The sequence below is a fragment of the Sphingobium sp. RSMS genome (genome assembly GCF_005406185.4).
GTDB lineage: Bacteria > Pseudomonadota > Alphaproteobacteria > Sphingomonadales > Sphingomonadaceae > Sphingobium > Sphingobium fuliginis.
Window position 1 is genome coordinate 980,224 of record NZ_CM191257.1, and the last position, 15,364, is coordinate 995,587.

Consider the following 15,364-nt stretch of genomic DNA (forward strand, 5'->3'; position numbering starts at 1 on the left):
CCCTGCATGATCAGTTCCGATTCCGCTCTTTTGAGGCGGTACCGGCTGCGACAATGCCGGTGAACTTCGCCATGGCGCGCACGCCGACCGCGGCCCGCACGCCGGTCTGCATCTTGAGTCCGAGATAGATGTTGCGGGCGAGATTGGCTGGATGATCCGTCCCGATCGCGATCGGCAGGATGCGCGCCTCGTCGGAGGCGGGGCGGAGCCAGGCAACGGGATGGCCGATCCAGGGGAGGCCAAGCCGTCCCGAGCGGAGCATCGCCTCCTCCCTGCCGATCGGGCGGACCGCCAGGCCATAACGTGTCTTGAGGGCGAGGAGCTTGGTCCAGAGATCGCCACAGGGGAGGCAACCGGGCGCCGTGCTCATCTCAATGACGAACGCGGGTCCCTGGCCCTTCAAAGCCGCCTCGAAATCCGGCGGATAATCGACCGTTCGAGGAACGCGGGCGAGCCAGCTCTGCATTTCGCTGGCGGTGGACACCGGATGGATCGCGGCGCGGGCCGCCTGGGTTCGGTCAGGCGCGCGTCGTTCCGCCTGCGCCTGAACCGGGAGCGGCAGCGCGCCCAGCAGCGCGATCGATGCTCGAAGGTGGAGGGCTCTCATGGGCGGACACCGCCTGGGTTTGCCATCGGATCGGCGGCCGCAACCGGACCATTGGCGAGCGCGTCGAAAAATCCATTCTCTTCGCCCGCGCCCGTCAGGAATTGTTCGGGCCTGATGTCGCCTGATAGCAATTTCACCGCCTGATAGGCGGTCTGGATGAGCGTCGGGAATGTCTCGACGCCATTGGCGATAACCATGCGCTGCGCGGAGTTGCGGCGAATGACCATGGTGGTGGGCGTCACCTCGACGCCGAAGCGGGCGCTAAGCTCGGGCCGCCGGTCAAGGTCCTCGCGGATGATCTGCCAGCCCGTTTCCTCCTGAAAGCGCTGGAGGATCGGCCATTGCACCCGGCAATAGCCGCAGGAGGTGCGCGAGAACATGACGAGCGCGAATTCTGGGCCGCGAGAGCGCAGATAGGCGCGGCGCACCGCATCCTTCTGCGCGCCCAGCGCGTCGCGCGCATCGCCGATCATCGGATTGGCCGACTTGGCGCTGAGTTCGGGATGGGTGAGCATCGCCAGCTGTGTGACGCCCGCAAAGGCGCGGGCCTTGCGCCGCGCAAAATCCTCCAGCCGCCAGAAATCGGATACGGCTTCGACGGTAAGAACGGTCGCCGCATAATCACGCTGGTCTGCGATCAGCTTGGCGATCCTGGGCGGGCTCCATCGCGCGAGTTCGGCCATGGGCGGGATGACCGGGGCTGGTGGCACATCATCGTGCGGCGTCTCGGTGGGATCGGGCTTGGCGCGATACCACCAGTAACCTTGGCGGATCGTGTCCTCTCCTTGGGCTGCCGCCGGGAGCAGCAGGCCAGCCACTGCCAGCAGGGCAAGCGCGCGCCTCACAGGATGCGCTCCATGCGGGTGAGGCGGTCGAGCCGGACCGGCCCGAAATAGCGGCTGTCAAAGCCCCCGGCATGATCGGAGCCGACATAGACAAAGCCCTGCGGGATCGGTCGATCACCCCAGCGCAGATGGGGAAGGGGCCGACCGTCACGGCCGAAGGGCCGGCTCGCGCCAAGGAAGGTGCGGTCGCAATAATACCAGCTGCGGGTGCCCTCGCGGCCATCGACCGAGAGCCGCTCGATTTCGCGGAGGCGCTCGCCCGGAAGGCAGAGCGCCCGCTTCGTGACGCTCACCGGCTTCGGGCCGGCGATGGGGTGGAAGAGCATGAACTCGACGAGATCGCCCTTTTGGATCAGACCCGGCGCGCGCCGTACGGCCCAGGCATCGATCGACGGGCTCATGACCAGGGTGATGCCCGGCAATCCAAGCCAGGTGAGGGTCGCGACGGGCAGGATGACGGCGAGGTTCAGGGCCAATCGCCTGTTGTCGGCAGGCTGGTCACCGACCGCACCGCCGAGCGCGCGGGCCGCCTGCGCGGGCAGGGCCTCGAGGGCGGGCCAGAGCCGTCTAGCGGCGAGACAGGCGAGACGCAGCATCGCGGACCTCCTGTTTGCCGCCAAGGCGGGCATATTCTTCGAGAAGCCCCGACAGCGCGGCGTCGCCATAGACGATATGGCTGGCGCTTGGGCCGACCTCGTCGTCGCGCTCGCAATAGGGAAGGGTGGGATCGCCCGGCACCATGGCGAAGGCAGGGACCTGATTGACGCCATGCTGGCGGAAGAGGATCGGGTCGACGATGAGCTGGACGTTGCGCATCGTGCAGGCCGGACCTCCGCAGCCAGGATCGACGCGCAGAATCTGCGCCGTCAGTTTCGCCAAAGGGCCGATTTTGCTCATGCCCCCGGGAACGCCACGAAAGGCGATAACCCCGCCCACGGACTCAAGCTGTGCGGCGTAATTGCGCAGGGTCTGGAGCGGCATGGAGGAGGAGGCGAACAGCATCGGCACCCAGCTCTTTGCTGAAGCCGCTCCGCGCACGTCCTTTGGCTTCGCAGAATCGATCGGCGCAGCCAGCCCCAGGGCCTCGTAAAGGCGCCTTTGCAGGGCGTCATGCTCGGCCGCCATGCGCTGCGCGGCGTCCTCTCGATCCTTGCGCGCCCGCGCTTCGATGTCGGGAAAGCGCCCCTTCTGTCGCATCGCCTCGAACGCCCGGCGGCGCATCGCCTGCGATGGTTCGGGAATGCCGGTCGGGCCAGATATAGCGGGCTTGCCTGGGGCGGGCTTGTCTGGTTCGGCCGGCTGGGGCTCTCCCACGGTCTGCCCGCCTTGCGCCAGCGCGGGGGCGGCGGCGCAGAGCGCGACCATGGCGCCGGCGCGCAGCAAAAGGTCAGGGATGGATGATGCTGAGCGTCGCATCGATCTTCTCCTTCATGTCGATCTGGATGTCGGATTGGGCGCGGGCCTCGATGTCCGAATAATATTCGCTGAGATCCATCCGGCTGAAATCGAGCGCCTGGAACTCTTCGGCGGAAAAGCCGCGGCAATAGGGATGCTCGGGCGTGCCCCAGCCAAGACTGTTGAAGGCGGCGAGTTGCGGCCGGCCCTGCTCCTGGATGATGCGACCCAACTTGGTGTTGAAGCAGCAATGGCCCCGCGCCTTCTGGATGCAGATTCCCAAGATACTGGACGAGCAATAGGTGCCGACCTCATGGCACATGCCCGAACCGCGCAGCATGCCGGTCTCCATATCCTGTTGGTCGCAGCTCTGGAGCAGCACCTCAATCATGTAATTGATGGCAAGGCTGATCGCGATCGAGGTGGGATCGATGCCGACGATGATCGCATGGGCGCCGGCCGAGGCCGCCTCGCTCGCGGTCGCGCCCGCCTTGAACGCGGTATAGGCCGCTTTCATGCCGGTAAAGACGCCCTTGGCGATCGCGATCTTGGTCGTGATGGAGCTCAGCGAGCCGCCCATCCCGTCTTTCACGATCTTGCCCTTGTCCTTGCAGCAATTCTGGAAGGTGACGCTGGCGCCAGGCGGCCGGCAGCGCAGCGCCCGTCCGCCAAATATCTCGATGGTGCCAAGGCAATTGCCGTCGGCATCGACCGGGCCGTCACCCGGCGCGCCCGGATCATCGACGACCGCTTCATTCTCGATCGGCGTGGCAGCGGTATCGATGCAGCTGTTGGGCGAGCAGGCCGGCACGCCCCCTGCCGTCGGAGTCTTGCAGGCATAGCTTGCCCCCAGCGGACAGGCATAGCCGCCCTGCACGTCGGCCACGCAGTCGACCTTGCCGATGGGGCAAAGCGATCCACCGTCCGCAGTCGTGAGGCACTGCGCCATCTCTCCCTCATCGGCGGCATCGCCATTGCCATTGAGGTCGGCGGCGCAAATCTGTGCTGCCTGGGCAGGCGGGCTCATGGCAGTGCCAAACGGCGCCAGCGCGCAAGCGAGCGCCAGGCTGAAGGCGAGCCGGCGGGTCATCGCGCCACCGCCGTGCAGGCAAGGTCCGAGCCTGCTAGCCGGACCGTCTGCATCATCACCACCGCCTCGGGAAAATCATCGAGGCAGCCGCAGGGTGAGACGATCTCTTCGCCGTCGCCCAGCGGGCAGACATTGTCGGCCGAACAGACATGATAAAGGCTGTCCCAGCCAACGGGCAGATTCTGCTTTTCCGCCACGAGCCCCGCCGGGGCGACGCCGCTATTGGCGCTGGCCGCGCGGGTCTTGCAGATGGACTCGCAGGCCGCGACCGCCGGACGGTCGGGGAGCGCGAACGCGCGGGTCGACTGGACGAGGGCGCCATCGCTGCTCCGGGTCTGGTCGGCGAGCATCGTCTCGGTCGAATGGTCGATGATATAGGTTGCCCGGCTGAGATCGGGCTGCGCTGTTCCCGTTGTGTCGACGACGCAGGCATAGCGGCGCGTGCGCAGGAAGAAGTCGCGGCCATATTGAAAGGTGCAGCTGCCGGTGCCGAATAACCGGGTGAGGGGCAGGGGTTTAAGGCCCGTGACGACGCCATTGCGGACCGTTTGCACGCCGTCGATATCTTCCTGGGTCAGGCGGCAGGCGGGATCGCTGGCATAGCCCGCGCAGAGATCCACCAGCCGCTCGCTCACCTCGCAGCTCGTGTCGACCTGGATCTCGACGGTGACGTAGCCCCAATTGCCGCCACCCCCGCCGCGCACCCGCGCGCTGACGGACGTCGCGCCGGACTTGAGCCTGTCGGTAAAATCGATGGGCGTGCGATTATACCAGGGATCATCGCTGATCCGGCAGTCGCCAGACGGCAGGCCATCGCCCGTCCAGAGGCGCTTGCCCGCCGAGCCCACGACCTGACCATTGATCCGGCCCTGAACCCAGTCGTCCGCGCCCATCTCGATGATCCGCGCCGAGACGATCCGGCTGGGCAGCAACGGACTAAAGGTGACGGTATAGACGGGCGGATTGCTGCCGCAGCTCCCCGCACCCCGGATCTGGAAGCGGAGGCATCCCGTGCCGCAACTGCTGGTCGAGGTGATCGAGCCACTGGCCGAGACGATATCGGTGAAATCCCAGGCCTTGACGTTGATCTCGCGCTCGATCGTGCAGGACCGCGTTTCCTCCGCCTTGCCGTTCCCCGCCGGCGAGGCCGCCAGTGCGGTGAAGACCGAATTTGCCTGCGAGGCGGCATAGGCGTCGCCGCTGATCGCGGTTGGATTGGCGCGATAGCTCGTCGCGGACACCGCAGGCGAAGAGGTGCAGGCGGTCGTCTGCGCGCCGACATAGCGGATGGCCGGGCCGTCGATACTGGCCTGCGCCACCGCGATCCGGGGATCGGCGGTCGTCAGCGCCCCGATGACCCCGCCACCCAGATCCTTCAGGACCGAGGGGAGATTGCCTGCGACCAGGTTCGCGCCGCAGCTTGCATTGATGCAATAGCAACCCGACAGATCGGGCATGTCGACCTGGCTGAGCTTGAGGTCGCCGCTACCGCCGACATCCCATTTGAAACTCTGGCACTGGTTCCAGCTTCCGGGCGAACAGGAGATGACGCCGTTGGCGCAGATTCCCGACACTGGGACCGGGAGGGTCAGGACCTGGTCGAACGCGCCGTCGAGATCCTTGTCGCGGGAAATGGAGAGATGGGTGATGTCGCCGGTGGTGCCGGGCTGAACCAGCATTTCAAGCATGGTGGCGCTCTGCTGACAGGCGAGATTGGGTGTGAAACTGCGGCTATTGTCGACCGTGCTGACAGGTTGATTGGCGAGACCTGGCGTCAGATAATTGTTGCTGATCGCATCGCTGTCGCCGGATTTGGCCCGCGAGGCCGCCGCCGCTGCCCGCGCTCTCGCGTCCATGTCCTGCGCGAAGGCCGATTGGACGCTCAGCGCTGCCAGTATCGCGAGCGAGGGGGAGAAGGGCCACCTCATGCTTCTTCCTCACGTGGGCGAGAGCGATTCACGGCGCGGAGCCGGAAAAGGGGGCAAAGCCCGACCATGTCGGGTGGTGCCGACAGGCATTGGAAGGCGGCCTTTCCGTCGTTGATGGTCAGCACGGCCAAAGCGGGCGAGGATTCAGGCAGAGGGGGGTATCCTCGCTCGCCGGGGGTACATCTGGCCGTGCTGACCTTCTCCCCGTGCGTTTCCAAAGCCGCACGGGAAGAATCGGATGATGGAGCGGCGCCGGATGGCGACGGTGCCGCTCCGCCCACGTAGCGGCCGACCGGGCCAACATGGCCTTGGCGGGCAGACCGGGCAGGAAGGCGGGCCGCTGTGGGACAGGGGGGAAGGGTCTGGCTCATGGGGTGGACACCCCCGCGCAGCAGATCACCTTTTCAAAGGACATGAACTGGGCATTGTCCTTACCTGGCGCATGTTTGGCCGAGGACCAGAGCGCGCCGGGACGTCCGATATTGACGCACTTGCCGCCCTTGACCGGTTCCATGATCTGGAGCTTGTAGCGGCTCTTGGTCCAGATCGGCTGGGCCTTGAAGGAGCAGCCGTCGGCAGAACTGATGGTGAGCGCACCCAGGCGCCCCATCATGAACGTGCCTCTGGCAGCAAGACCCGCCCAGGCCTCGACGCTGTCGCCAAAATGGATGTCGCCCGCGACCGGATAGGTGGCGCCCCAGCTCCCCATGCACCAGGAGAGCGGGTCGATGACCTTTCCCGCGGCGGCCGCGGCGCTGTCGGCCATGCAGGCAAGACCCGCGGCGGGATTGCCGAAGAGAATGCCTTCGGGCTGGATGATCGCGCCCAGCGTTCCCGATTGCCAGGTCGGCAGCACTTCGGTGATCATGGCGACGTCGAACCCGTCATCCTCGATACAGGGGAGGTCGGTGAACATGTCGAGCATCTTCCAGACCGGCGAGATGTAATAGTGCATCTGCGCGAACATCTTCTGGCTGTTGGTGCCGTCGGCGATCGAGGACTGGCTGCCCTGAAGCCTGCCGCCGGTGGGGAGGAGATCGGCGCCGATCGCCATCATGCATCCCGGCTCGGTCACGACGTCGATCATCCGGTTGGGCGACCAGAAGCTCACCTTCACGCCGAACCAGAAGGTCGCGCCCTTGCGGCAGGCGCAAAGCGGCTTGGACGCGGACTGGGCATCTAGCTCCTTGTCGAGCTTGTCGAAACTGCCCACCCGCACGCCGCCGATGGTGATCGGGAAGATACAGTTCCACCGTACCTTGGTGATCGGATTGAAGATGGTGCCGGCTTCGCATTTGGAGGCGTGGGCGGGCGCGGAGGTGCCGCCGGCGGCCAGCGCCAGTGCGAGCGGAGCGATGCGCGTGAAGAGGATCAGCCTCGCCCGGCGTCGAGAAAGTCCTTTGATCAAACTTGAAATGTGCGCCTTAAAGGCGTACATATTGCGATAGACAGGAATGACGAGGTTTTGGCGATGCAAGCGTTTGAGGACGTGGCGGCTGCGGTCAACGAACGCAGCACGGTCCGCATGAATTTTCGGACCAAGCCTCATATCAAGCAGGCGATCCAGCAGGCCGCCGCCTGGTGCGGCGTGGATGACTCCGCCTTCGTGATGAACGCGGCCTATAAGGCGGCGCTGGAAACCATCCAGACCCATGAGCGGACGATCGTGAGCCGAAAGGATTATGATGCGATCCTCAACGCGCTTGAAAATCCTGTCCCGCCCTCGGAGGCTTTGCGGGATGCCTTCGCGCGTCACGACCAGATGATCGAAAGCCGGTAAGAGCGCACTTTCGTGATTGAAAAGGGAATGGTGATCGAGCCGCTCGATCCTGCGCGGCATGATCGCGCTATTTTTGCGTCCGGCATCGAACAGGTCGACAATTATCTGCGCAAGACGGCTGGCAAACTGGCCCGGGCGGATAATGTCCGGGCCTTTGTGCTGTTGTCGCCGGACGGGGAACTGATCGGCTTCTACACCCTCAATGCACACAGCGTCGATTATGGGCATCTGCCCGCATCCTTCACGCGCAGCAGGCCGGGCCATGGTCAGATACCGGCAGCTTTCATATCGATGATCGCTATCGACGCCCGGCATCAGGGAAAGGGCCTTGGAAGCCTTCTCCTCGCCGATGCACTCAAAAGAATTGGCCGTGCCTCCAGGGACGTCGGCATCGCGGTCGTGCTGCTTGATATTCTTGACTGTGGTGACCCGGCGAAGGTCGAGAAGCGCAAGCAACTCTACATGCGGTACGGGTTCCAGCCCTTGCCCGACATTCCGCTGCGGCTTCACCTTCCTGTCGCGAGAATTCACGCCTTGTTGGACATCCCGTAGCCTATCGCTGAGCGCTTCGTTCATGGGGGTCATCTCGCCGCTCCTTCAGGCGCGAGGCGGCTGTTGAGAGCATATTCGGAAAGCACGAGCTTTTTGCCCTGCTGGGCGACGATCACCGGCGCGACAGTAAGGCCGAGCCGTTCCTTGACCCGTTCCTCCAAAATGAAGAGCGGCCGCCCGCTGCGCTCGGACAGGTCGAGCGCATCGCCCGCGGTAAGCAGGATGAAATCGGTAAAGCGCGCCTGCTTCAGCGCCCAGCCGAGATCACGGGGATGGACGATGACGAGGCGCTGGGGCAACGACACATAGTCGAGCGGGTTGAAGGTGAAGCCCTTGGGGTAAAGCAATCGGCCATCGGGCAGGCGGATATCCTCCTCCACAGTATAGAAAGGGACGAGGCTGCGGACGCGGTCGACCCTGGCCTGCCTCAATGGCGCCGCCTGGAGCGCCGACCAGTTCGAGCGTGGGCCGAGCCGGGAAGCAAGGCTAGGCGCCCTGGCAGCGCGGGCCTCGATCTCCGCCATGGCGTCGGGCTCGGCGATCGGCCAGGTTCGGCCGATCGTGGAGGTCGCGGCCATCGCCGGCTCATGGCAGGCAAGGGCGAGCATCAGCGCGCCGATCAGCGCATGGCGGGCGCGATGGGGATAGCGCGGCTCAATGTCCATGGCGCCGCCTCCACCAGGGTTCGCCTTGTCCGTTCTCGCCGCGGATGGCGCAGATGAGGGCGGTGGCGCCAAGGACGCCGCACGCGAGCAGATAGGCCTTGAGGCTGGCCGGAAGGCCGTCCGCCGCGTCGAACACCAGCATCGTCTGGACGAGCAGCATGAGCTGCGTTCCCACCAGCAGGCGGATCGGTCCGGGCGCAGGTGCGGGGTCAAGGATGCCTCTCATCTTGCCCGCCACCAGGCACGCAAGCGCATGATCCCCTTGTCGATCGCGCCGGTGAGGCCAATGAGAAGGATGCCGCTCGCAAAGCAGCCGGCGGCGACCATGACGGCGGCGCGAAAGACGAGGAGGGGCGGCTGATGGAGCGCGAGACCCGCGGCGCCGACGAGCAGCCCCAGCATCATCGTCTCGATCGTGATCAGGCGGAAGCGCCAGTAGAGCGCCTGCGCTTCGGCCTTGGCGGCGGCGCGCCGCTCGATGAAAGCTTCGAGCGCCGGATCGGGTTCAAACTCGAACCGGGGATGGCTCCTGTCGGTGGAGGGCTTGCTCATCACAGCGCCTCCCCGTTGAGGGTAGACCCAAGGATCTCGGTCGCTTCGACGCCTGCCAGGTCGCAAATCGCTTCGAGCGGCGATCTTCCGCTACGCAGCCGCGCCTCGAACGCCGCCACCTCCTGCGGCGCGCTGGTGTTGATCCAATAGGAGAAGGGATCGACCACGAGCCGGGCGATGCCCAGACCCAGCGGCGAGTCGATGAAGACTTCGGAGTAATTGGGCTTGTTGTTGCGGACCGATTTCAGGAGATCGAGGACGAAGCCCGAATAATCGAGGATCTTGTTCTCGACGGCCCGGTCATAGGTCGACCCCTGGAGGAGGAAGCGGGTGGCGGCATTTTCGAGGATCACCTGTCCCGTGCCGCCGAACAGCAGCAGGTCGTTCATCGACTGGAGGACGACGCCAAAACTCCCCTGATATTTGCGCGCGCGCCTGTAGCCCTGACCGAAGACCTCGGCGAGGCGGGAAAGATCCTGCCCGTCGGTGCGGGTCATGAACTGGGCAGCTTCATCGCACAGGACAAAGCGGGGCCGGTCGCGTGCGGAAAGATAAAGCTCCTGGGTGACCGCGTTCACCACCACCATCACGATCACGTTGAAGAGATCGGGCATGGCCTTGAGGCGCTCAAGCTCAAGCACGACGAACTCGTCGGCGGAAATGTCGAAGGTCGAGGGGCCGTTGAAATAATGGCCATAGGCGCCCGAACTGGCAAAATCGCGCAGGTTGAAGGCGAGTTCGCGGGCGGTAGGGATGAGGTGATCGACTTTGTCGAGATCGCTTGTTGCATAAGCGGGATAGGCGCCCAGCCAGTCACGGACCGCATCGATGCCAGCCTCGGCCCGTCCGCTGTCGATCGTCCACTGGACCGCGGACTTGAGCAGGTTCCATTCCGACGTGCTGACGCCCTTGCGAGTTGCGGCATTGGCCATTTCCGCGACGATCGCGACCGCCATGGAGATGGCCGACTGGCGATCGTCGCCGTCGAGCGCGAATCCCATGTCGAAGGGATTGAGGACGAGATGCTCCTCGCCAATGTCGATATATCGCCCGGAGCAAAGGGTGCAGAGCTTGGCGTAGCTTCCGCCGATATCGATGATGCGGATGAGCGCGCCTTGCGCATAATATTGCTGGCAGAGGTTATTGAGCAGGAAGCTCTTCCCTGCGCCGCTCTCGGCCGAGACGATGAAATTATAATTGTTGATGCGCGGGTCGAAGAGATCGAGCGTGATAAGCTGGCCCTTGCGCCCGGCATAGAGGAGGGCGGGGCGGCCCCCGCCGCGAAAGTCGGTCTGCACCGGAGCCAGCAGCGTCGCCGCCTTGGCGGGCATGGGCAGATCGCGCTCCAGCATCTTGACCGTGCGCCGGTCGGGATAGAAGCCGAAGGGCAGGGCCATCGGCAGCAGCACGGGATTGAGATAGCTCTCCTCCTGCATCATCCAGGGGAGCGGTTCGCTTTCCCAGAGGCGCTTGGCGCGCGCCGCCATCTCGCGGGCCTGCGCGCTGTCCCGACCGAAGACCCAGATGACCGGGATCACCGAGACGAAGCGGCTGTTGCCCGCCTCGTCGAGTACCCAGCCAATTTCCTCGATCTGCTTGCCCACCTCGACCGCGAAACTGCCGGCGGCCTTTTGCGCGGAGAGGATCTGCGCGCGCTTGTGGATCTCGAAGCTCGAATGATCGAAGAGGATGTTGAGTGTGTAGAGGAAGGGGCCGCCTATCTGGTCACTGTCCTCGGATGCGCCACGCATTCCGCCCAGGAGGCGGTTGCAGCGCTCGGCGGTGACGCGCCGGGCCGGCGACTTGGGTGTCAGGCAGCGCGCGACCTGGTCGCCGAGGAACAGTTCGGGGCCATCGAAGACGAGATCGGGGCCGGCATCGATCAGTTGTTTGCGCACCGGGCGCGCGGGCATATCCTCGCTGCCGCGGGCGAAAACACCCGGAGCCGCCGAGAACACGCCGTTGAAGATGCGGCGATAGAAGGTGACCAGCGCTTCGGGCGCGAGGCGGGCGATGCCGAGCTTGGAGAGCTGCTCTTCGATTTGACGGCGCAGGTCGGCCCCGAGCGGCTTCCTCGTCTTGATCGAGAGGAGCAGGCGGAAATTGCGCAGCGGAATGCCGTGGAGGGCATCAAGCCCCTGCGTCCCTTCGCGGAGATAATCGCGGGTCCGGCGCGCCGAGGCCTGGATCAACGGATCGGGCCGGGATTTGAGATCCAGGAAGGCGTCGAGCGCGTCGTCGATCAGCGGATCGGCAAAACAGTGAAGCTGGACGACGGTGCCCGGCGCGAAGTGGATATTGAGGAGGCCGAGCAGCGCCTGATGGACATGGGCGAAAAGATAGGCCGACGGGATGAGTTCCCAGGCCTGGCCCCAGCCATCGTCGATGCAGAGAAATGCCTCTTCTTCCTCGACCCAGGCGACCATCGGCAGAAAGTCGGAATAGGCATCGCGCGAGACGCTCTGGCGCAGCCGCTCGAAGGTCATGCCGCCGCCATGGCGGGTGCCGGGCGCCCTCATCGGCCCGACTCCTGTGGCTGTTCCTGTGGCGACGCGGGAAGGTCGCTCGTCTCCATGGGCGCGGGCTTGGCTTTCACCTGTTCGAGAACGGGTACGCGGGCCGCGGGATTGACGGGGGTCACCAGATAATCGCCGACCACCCATTGGGGCTTGTCGAGGATCGAATAGACATAGCGCGGCATATAGAGACGGTCGGGCCGCTCCCGGTCGGCATAGGGGAGGATGAGCGTGCGGATCGTGCGGCCGGGGCGCAGCATCGGCGTCACCGGCGCCTCGACCAGGCCCTGAAGCTCGCGATAGACGCTGTCGCGATAGCCAAGATAGGGCGTGGCGGCCTTGCCCCGGGCGCGTCCCGTCGATCCGTGGGACGCGGCAGCAGCGCTGCCTTTCAGGATCTTCTTGTCGTTCGTGACATTGGGATCGGACCGCGACACCGCGCCGGCGACCGCATCCTCATAGGCGCGCTCGGGGTGGATGCACTGGCCATGGTCGCTATTCTTGCAGCTGAATTTTTCCGGGTAGGGCGACATGACCGATCCGATGGCGGTGCAGGCCGGCAGGGATGCAAGGATCAGCAGCGGGGCGCCGGCGCGGCGCAGGGGTGAAGCTGACGAGAAAGAGAGTAGCGGCATGGGCGTGTCTCCTTGTGTGAGGCGCGGGCGCATCAGAATTTGCTCCCCGCTGTCGGTTTGATCTCGAGGGCGACGCCTTCCTGGATCACCACGACCACATCCTTGGCGGCGCCCACCTCGACGATGGGACCGGCCTGGCGCGCGAGATCGAGATAGAAGTCGGTGAGCTTGTCGGAGGACTTGGAAAGGCCGCCGGCGATGCCGGACTTGGCCGCATCGCTGGCGTCGAGCGACCGGACGGTGCCGAGCGCGGAGACCGAGGTATCGCCAAAGGTGTTTTCGACGCTCTGGCTCATGCCTGAGATCGTGCCGGCAATGAAGCTGCGGGCGAGCGCGGCCCCGGCGCGGGTGACGACCCGGCCCGACAGCCCCTTCTTCCCGTCGGTGTCGACGAAGAAGCCCTTGATCGGCTGATCGACCACCGAGCGTTCGTCGAAATCGACGCAGGAGAGGGAGACGAGCTGGACCTCGACCCGCTCCTTGGCGAGGCTGCCGGTCGCATTGCCGATGACGAAGCAGCCAGAAAGGTTCGCCTTGACATCATTGGGCAGCACGGCGGGCGCCTGGACACGGGCGATCAGCGGTTCCGGGTTCGAGGTCGCGTCCCGGCTCGCCAGCGCGTCGATCCCGGTCAGCAGCCGCGCCTTCATGAAACCAGGCGGCAAATAGATCGTCCGGGTCTTTTTTTTAACGCTTGTTGCCCCCTTGTCGCCCGCGTCGGCGGTGAGCGCGGCGGTTGCCGTTCCGATCGAGCCGACCTGGCGCTCGACCGGCGGGGCGGGCGGCGCGGGACGGGCAGACGGCACGGGTGGCGGTGGCAGGCTGCCGTCGGCGCTTTCCAGCTCATGCGCGCTGGGGCTTGGCGGGAAGGCCGGGATGTCGCCGGGCATGGCGCTCGGCAGGTCGCCTTCCGCCGCGTCCGTCGAGGAGCGCGCGCCCGGGGCGATCTTGCCCTCCTCGATCGCGGTGACCCGGTCGCCCAGCAGCGCCTGGCCATCGAGGATTTTCTTGAGATCGCCCCGCACCTTGGTCTCGAGGCTGTCACCGCGAAGGCCCGCGCCCATGTCGAGACGGGAGGCGGCTGGTGCTGTCGGCGCTTCGTCCTTCGATCCCGTCGAGGCCGTGTAGAGGCCGTAGCCGAACATCGCGATCACCACGCCGACGCCGGCCTGCCGGGCGCGCAGCTGCTGCTTGGCGCTCAGACTCGCCCAGCGGGCTTTCAGGTCGAGGAGCGCGGGGCCGCGACCTCCATTCTGCGCGCCGCCGTCCTTTGCGTTGTCACCAAGGCCTTCCTTCTTGGGCGGGCGGGAATAGCCCTGCATCCCGGCATGTCTCCGCTGGGGGGGCGCAGGCGAAGCGGGATCACCGCTACCGGCACCTGTGTTGCCGGGGGTTTTGTCGTCGGCGCCACTCACAGCGCTTCTCCCCGGCGCAGCAGGATGAGCCGTGCGCTCTCGCCGGCGCGGAGAGACAGGCGATCGAGGGTGACGCTGAAGATGCGTGCGCCCATCGCAGTGCCAAGGAACAGCCGCTCGTCAATCTCGGTATCGGCGCTCGCCTCGATCCAATATTCCGAAGCCGAAAGCCCCGTGCCCTCGATTGCGATGCGGCGGCGCTCGGTAATGCGGATCGCGGGCGCGGCGCTGAGCGCAAGCAGCCTTGGCGAAACGGCAACCTCGGTGAAGCTGGCCGGCACTTGGTCCTGGAGCATCGAGAGGGTGATGGAGACGGCGCGCTCTTCCTCGACCAGCGGCCCCAGCAATTCGCCATTGGCGCGGGCGCGCTGGCTGGCGCCGGGCGCAAGCGTCACGGTCTGGGCAGGAATGTCCGAGGGCTCGGCATAGAGCGGATAGCTCGCGCCGTTGCAGGTCACGAAGAATTCCGAAGGGGCCGTCACATAGCTGCGGGTCACCTGGCCCGCATCATCGCTTTCCTTGACGAGGAATTTGACCCAGGCGTCGGCCCCGGCCTTCTCGACCGCGATCGCTTTTTCGGCGGAGAATTTGACGTCCTCAATCTCGCCGCCCTGGCAGACGAGATGATTGATGTCCCGGTTGGAGAGGCGGATGCTGCTGGTCTGGTCGGGCAGAGCCATGATGGTTTGCGCGAATGTCGGGACAGGAAGACAGGCGGTGATGAGCGCCGCGGGCGCGCAAAGGCGCTTACCGAAGTTCGGCATCGAAATTTTCCTCGGCTAGAGACAGGAGCCAGAATCGGCCGGCATCGATTGTGTAACGGATGCGCAGATTGCCCCGGAACTTGCGGATGACGCCGCCGATGACGCGCACCTTTTCGACCGGCACCAGGATCTGGCGGTCGGTCCAGGTGACAGGCTGGTCGGGCCGGATATAGGTCGCGATCGAGAGCGTCGGATTGTTGGCGAGCTCGTCGAGGATCGCGTTCAGGCTGTCGCGGATGCCATTATAGGCGGTGGGGTGGACGATACTGAGCAGTTCCTGAAATTGCCGGTCGGCCGACAGCGCGGAATAGGTGCCCGAAAGCGCCACGATATTGCGCGTCATGGTGCGTAGATAGGCGGGCGAGGGCTTGCCACCCGTCACATAGAGATCGCCGCCGGCGCCGAAGGGGACCACGATCGTGCGCTGGTTCTGGCTCGTCGTATAGAGGGCGATCCCCAGGACCGCGGTGATGCCGAACAGGCCCGCGATCGAGAATTTGAGGAGGCGGTTCTCCTCGAAGAGGTTGGATGAGCCCTGGAGATAGCGATGGATGCCGAAGCTGGAGGGCTTATCCAGCAAGGGGTCGCTGGGCTCTCGGGCGGATGATCTGCCGAACATG

Annotated in this window: 17 protein-coding genes; 2 read left to right on the top strand and 15 right to left on the bottom strand. The window is 65.3% G+C overall.

Translation table 11 applies throughout. From position 1 onward, the window contains the following. Positions 1-10 precede the first annotated feature (10 nt). The 7 genes from EGM87_RS04545 to EGM87_RS04575 form a co-directional block, all read right to left on the bottom strand. Positions 11-607, bottom strand: coding sequence for a hypothetical protein (locus EGM87_RS04545; RefSeq protein WP_044662114.1), 597 nt, complete (start codon positions 605-607; stop codon positions 11-13). Next, positions 604-1,452 carry a conjugal transfer protein TraF gene (locus EGM87_RS04550; protein ID WP_044662115.1) on the bottom strand — a complete coding sequence of 283 codons (849 nt, stop codon included), beginning with the start codon at positions 1,450-1,452 and terminating at the stop codon, positions 604-606. The genes EGM87_RS04545 and EGM87_RS04550 overlap by 4 nt, the downstream gene beginning before the upstream one ends. Beyond that, complete coding sequence (locus EGM87_RS04555) at positions 1,449-2,048, bottom strand: S26 family signal peptidase (protein ID WP_044662116.1); 600 nt, start codon at positions 2,046-2,048, stop codon at positions 1,449-1,451. The genes EGM87_RS04550 and EGM87_RS04555 overlap by 4 nt, the downstream gene beginning before the upstream one ends. Next, positions 2,020-2,868, bottom strand: coding sequence for a type-F conjugative transfer system pilin assembly protein TrbC (locus EGM87_RS04560; protein ID WP_235600723.1), 849 nt, complete (start codon positions 2,866-2,868; stop codon positions 2,020-2,022). The genes EGM87_RS04555 and EGM87_RS04560 overlap by 29 nt, the downstream gene beginning before the upstream one ends. Then, on the bottom strand, positions 2,840-3,874 hold the full coding sequence (gene traN / locus EGM87_RS04565) for a conjugal transfer protein TraN (RefSeq protein WP_044663127.1): 1,035 nt from the start codon (positions 3,872-3,874) through the stop codon (positions 2,840-2,842). The genes EGM87_RS04560 and traN overlap by 29 nt, the downstream gene beginning before the upstream one ends. Before the next feature lie 59 nt (positions 3,875-3,933). Further along, positions 3,934-5,865 carry a hypothetical protein gene (locus EGM87_RS04570; RefSeq protein WP_044662117.1) on the bottom strand — a complete coding sequence of 644 codons (1,932 nt, stop codon included), beginning with the start codon at positions 5,863-5,865 and terminating at the stop codon, positions 3,934-3,936. A gap of 367 nt (positions 5,866-6,232) precedes the next feature. After that, positions 6,233-7,240 (bottom strand): TraU family protein, encoded by a 1,008-nt coding sequence (locus EGM87_RS04575; RefSeq protein WP_044663128.1) that lies wholly within the window; start codon positions 7,238-7,240, stop codon positions 6,233-6,235. A gap of 96 nt (positions 7,241-7,336) precedes the next feature. On the opposite strand from EGM87_RS04575, the gene EGM87_RS04580 reads away from it, so the two are divergent. Further along, positions 7,337-7,645: a type II toxin-antitoxin system TacA family antitoxin gene (locus EGM87_RS04580; protein WP_044663129.1), complete on the top strand. Its 309-nt coding sequence runs from the start codon at positions 7,337-7,339 to the stop codon at positions 7,643-7,645. Positions 7,646-7,672: 27 nt separating this feature from the next. Continuing rightward, complete coding sequence (locus EGM87_RS04585; RefSeq protein ID WP_044662118.1) at positions 7,673-8,197, top strand: GNAT family N-acetyltransferase; 525 nt, start codon at positions 7,673-7,675, stop codon at positions 8,195-8,197. 29 nt (positions 8,198-8,226) lie between these two features. On the opposite strand, the gene EGM87_RS04590 is transcribed toward EGM87_RS04585, so the two are convergent. From EGM87_RS04590 to EGM87_RS04625, 8 genes are read right to left on the bottom strand one after another with little or no spacing between them, the layout of a single operon-like run. Further along, positions 8,227-8,862, bottom strand: a complete 636-nt coding sequence (locus EGM87_RS04590; RefSeq protein WP_044662119.1) for a conjugal transfer protein TraW — start codon at positions 8,860-8,862, stop codon at positions 8,227-8,229. Further along, the gene (locus EGM87_RS04595; protein ID WP_044662120.1) at positions 8,852-9,088 is read right to left on the bottom strand and encodes a hypothetical protein; all 237 of its coding nucleotides are present in this window, start codon (positions 9,086-9,088) and stop codon (positions 8,852-8,854) included. Before EGM87_RS04595 ends, EGM87_RS04590 begins: the two co-directional genes overlap by 11 nt. After that, positions 9,085-9,414 (bottom strand): hypothetical protein, encoded by a 330-nt coding sequence (locus EGM87_RS04600; protein ID WP_044662121.1) that lies wholly within the window; start codon positions 9,412-9,414, stop codon positions 9,085-9,087. Before EGM87_RS04600 ends, EGM87_RS04595 begins: the two co-directional genes overlap by 4 nt. Beyond that, complete coding sequence (locus tag EGM87_RS04605; RefSeq protein ID WP_061934585.1) at positions 9,414-11,933, bottom strand: TraC family protein; 2,520 nt, start codon at positions 11,931-11,933, stop codon at positions 9,414-9,416. The genes EGM87_RS04600 and EGM87_RS04605 overlap by 1 nt, the downstream gene beginning before the upstream one ends. Beyond that, positions 11,930-12,565 (bottom strand): TraV family lipoprotein, encoded by a 636-nt coding sequence (locus tag EGM87_RS04610; protein WP_044662123.1) that lies wholly within the window; start codon positions 12,563-12,565, stop codon positions 11,930-11,932. The genes EGM87_RS04605 and EGM87_RS04610 overlap by 4 nt, the downstream gene beginning before the upstream one ends. A 32-nt stretch (positions 12,566-12,597) precedes the next feature. Next, entirely contained in the window at positions 12,598-13,980 is a 1,383-nt protein-coding gene (locus tag EGM87_RS04615; protein ID WP_373886318.1) for a TraB/VirB10 family protein, read from the bottom strand. Continuing rightward, positions 13,977-14,744 carry a type-F conjugative transfer system secretin TraK gene (locus tag EGM87_RS04620; protein ID WP_044662125.1) on the bottom strand — a complete coding sequence of 256 codons (768 nt, stop codon included), beginning with the start codon at positions 14,742-14,744 and terminating at the stop codon, positions 13,977-13,979. Before EGM87_RS04620 ends, EGM87_RS04615 begins: the two co-directional genes overlap by 4 nt. Continuing rightward, the gene (locus EGM87_RS04625; protein WP_044662126.1) at positions 14,728-15,363 is read right to left on the bottom strand and encodes a TraE/TraK family type IV conjugative transfer system protein; all 636 of its coding nucleotides are present in this window, start codon (positions 15,361-15,363) and stop codon (positions 14,728-14,730) included. Before EGM87_RS04625 ends, EGM87_RS04620 begins: the two co-directional genes overlap by 17 nt. Position 15,364 lies beyond the last annotated feature (1 nt).

What these genes read in the sequence shown, in the direction of transcription:
- EGM87_RS04595 (WP_044662120.1), bottom strand. Translation starts at nt 9,088, where the DNA reads ATGAGAGGCATCCTTGACCCCGCACCTGCGCCCGGACCGATCCGCCTG.
- EGM87_RS04590 (WP_044662119.1), bottom strand. Translation starts at nt 8,862, where the DNA reads ATGGACATTGAGCCGCGCTATCCCCATCGCGCCCGCCATGCGCTGATC.
- traN (WP_044663127.1), bottom strand. Translation starts at nt 3,874, where the DNA reads ATGAGCCCGCCTGCCCAGGCAGCACAGATTTGCGCCGCCGACCTCAAT.
- EGM87_RS04610 (WP_044662123.1), bottom strand. Translation starts at nt 12,565, where the DNA reads ATGCCGCTACTCTCTTTCTCGTCAGCTTCACCCCTGCGCCGCGCCGGC.
- EGM87_RS04545 (WP_044662114.1), bottom strand. Translation starts at nt 607, where the DNA reads ATGAGAGCCCTCCACCTTCGAGCATCGATCGCGCTGCTGGGCGCGCTG.
- EGM87_RS04625 (WP_044662126.1), bottom strand. Translation starts at nt 15,363, where the DNA reads ATGTTCGGCAGATCATCCGCCCGAGAGCCCAGCGACCCCTTGCTGGAT.
- EGM87_RS04600 (WP_044662121.1), bottom strand. Translation starts at nt 9,414, where the DNA reads ATGAGCAAGCCCTCCACCGACAGGAGCCATCCCCGGTTCGAGTTTGAA.
- EGM87_RS04570 (WP_044662117.1), bottom strand. Translation starts at nt 5,865, where the DNA reads ATGAGGTGGCCCTTCTCCCCCTCGCTCGCGATACTGGCAGCGCTGAGC.
- EGM87_RS04620 (WP_044662125.1), bottom strand. Translation starts at nt 14,744, where the DNA reads ATGCCGAACTTCGGTAAGCGCCTTTGCGCGCCCGCGGCGCTCATCACC.
- EGM87_RS04585 (WP_044662118.1), top strand. Translation starts at nt 7,673, where the DNA reads ATGGTGATCGAGCCGCTCGATCCTGCGCGGCATGATCGCGCTATTTTT.
- EGM87_RS04605 (WP_061934585.1), bottom strand. Translation starts at nt 11,933, where the DNA reads ATGAGGGCGCCCGGCACCCGCCATGGCGGCGGCATGACCTTCGAGCGG.
- EGM87_RS04560 (WP_235600723.1), bottom strand. Translation starts at nt 2,868, where the DNA reads ATGCGACGCTCAGCATCATCCATCCCTGACCTTTTGCTGCGCGCCGGC.
- EGM87_RS04580 (WP_044663129.1), top strand. Translation starts at nt 7,337, where the DNA reads ATGCAAGCGTTTGAGGACGTGGCGGCTGCGGTCAACGAACGCAGCACG.
- EGM87_RS04555 (WP_044662116.1), bottom strand. Translation starts at nt 2,048, where the DNA reads ATGCTGCGTCTCGCCTGTCTCGCCGCTAGACGGCTCTGGCCCGCCCTC.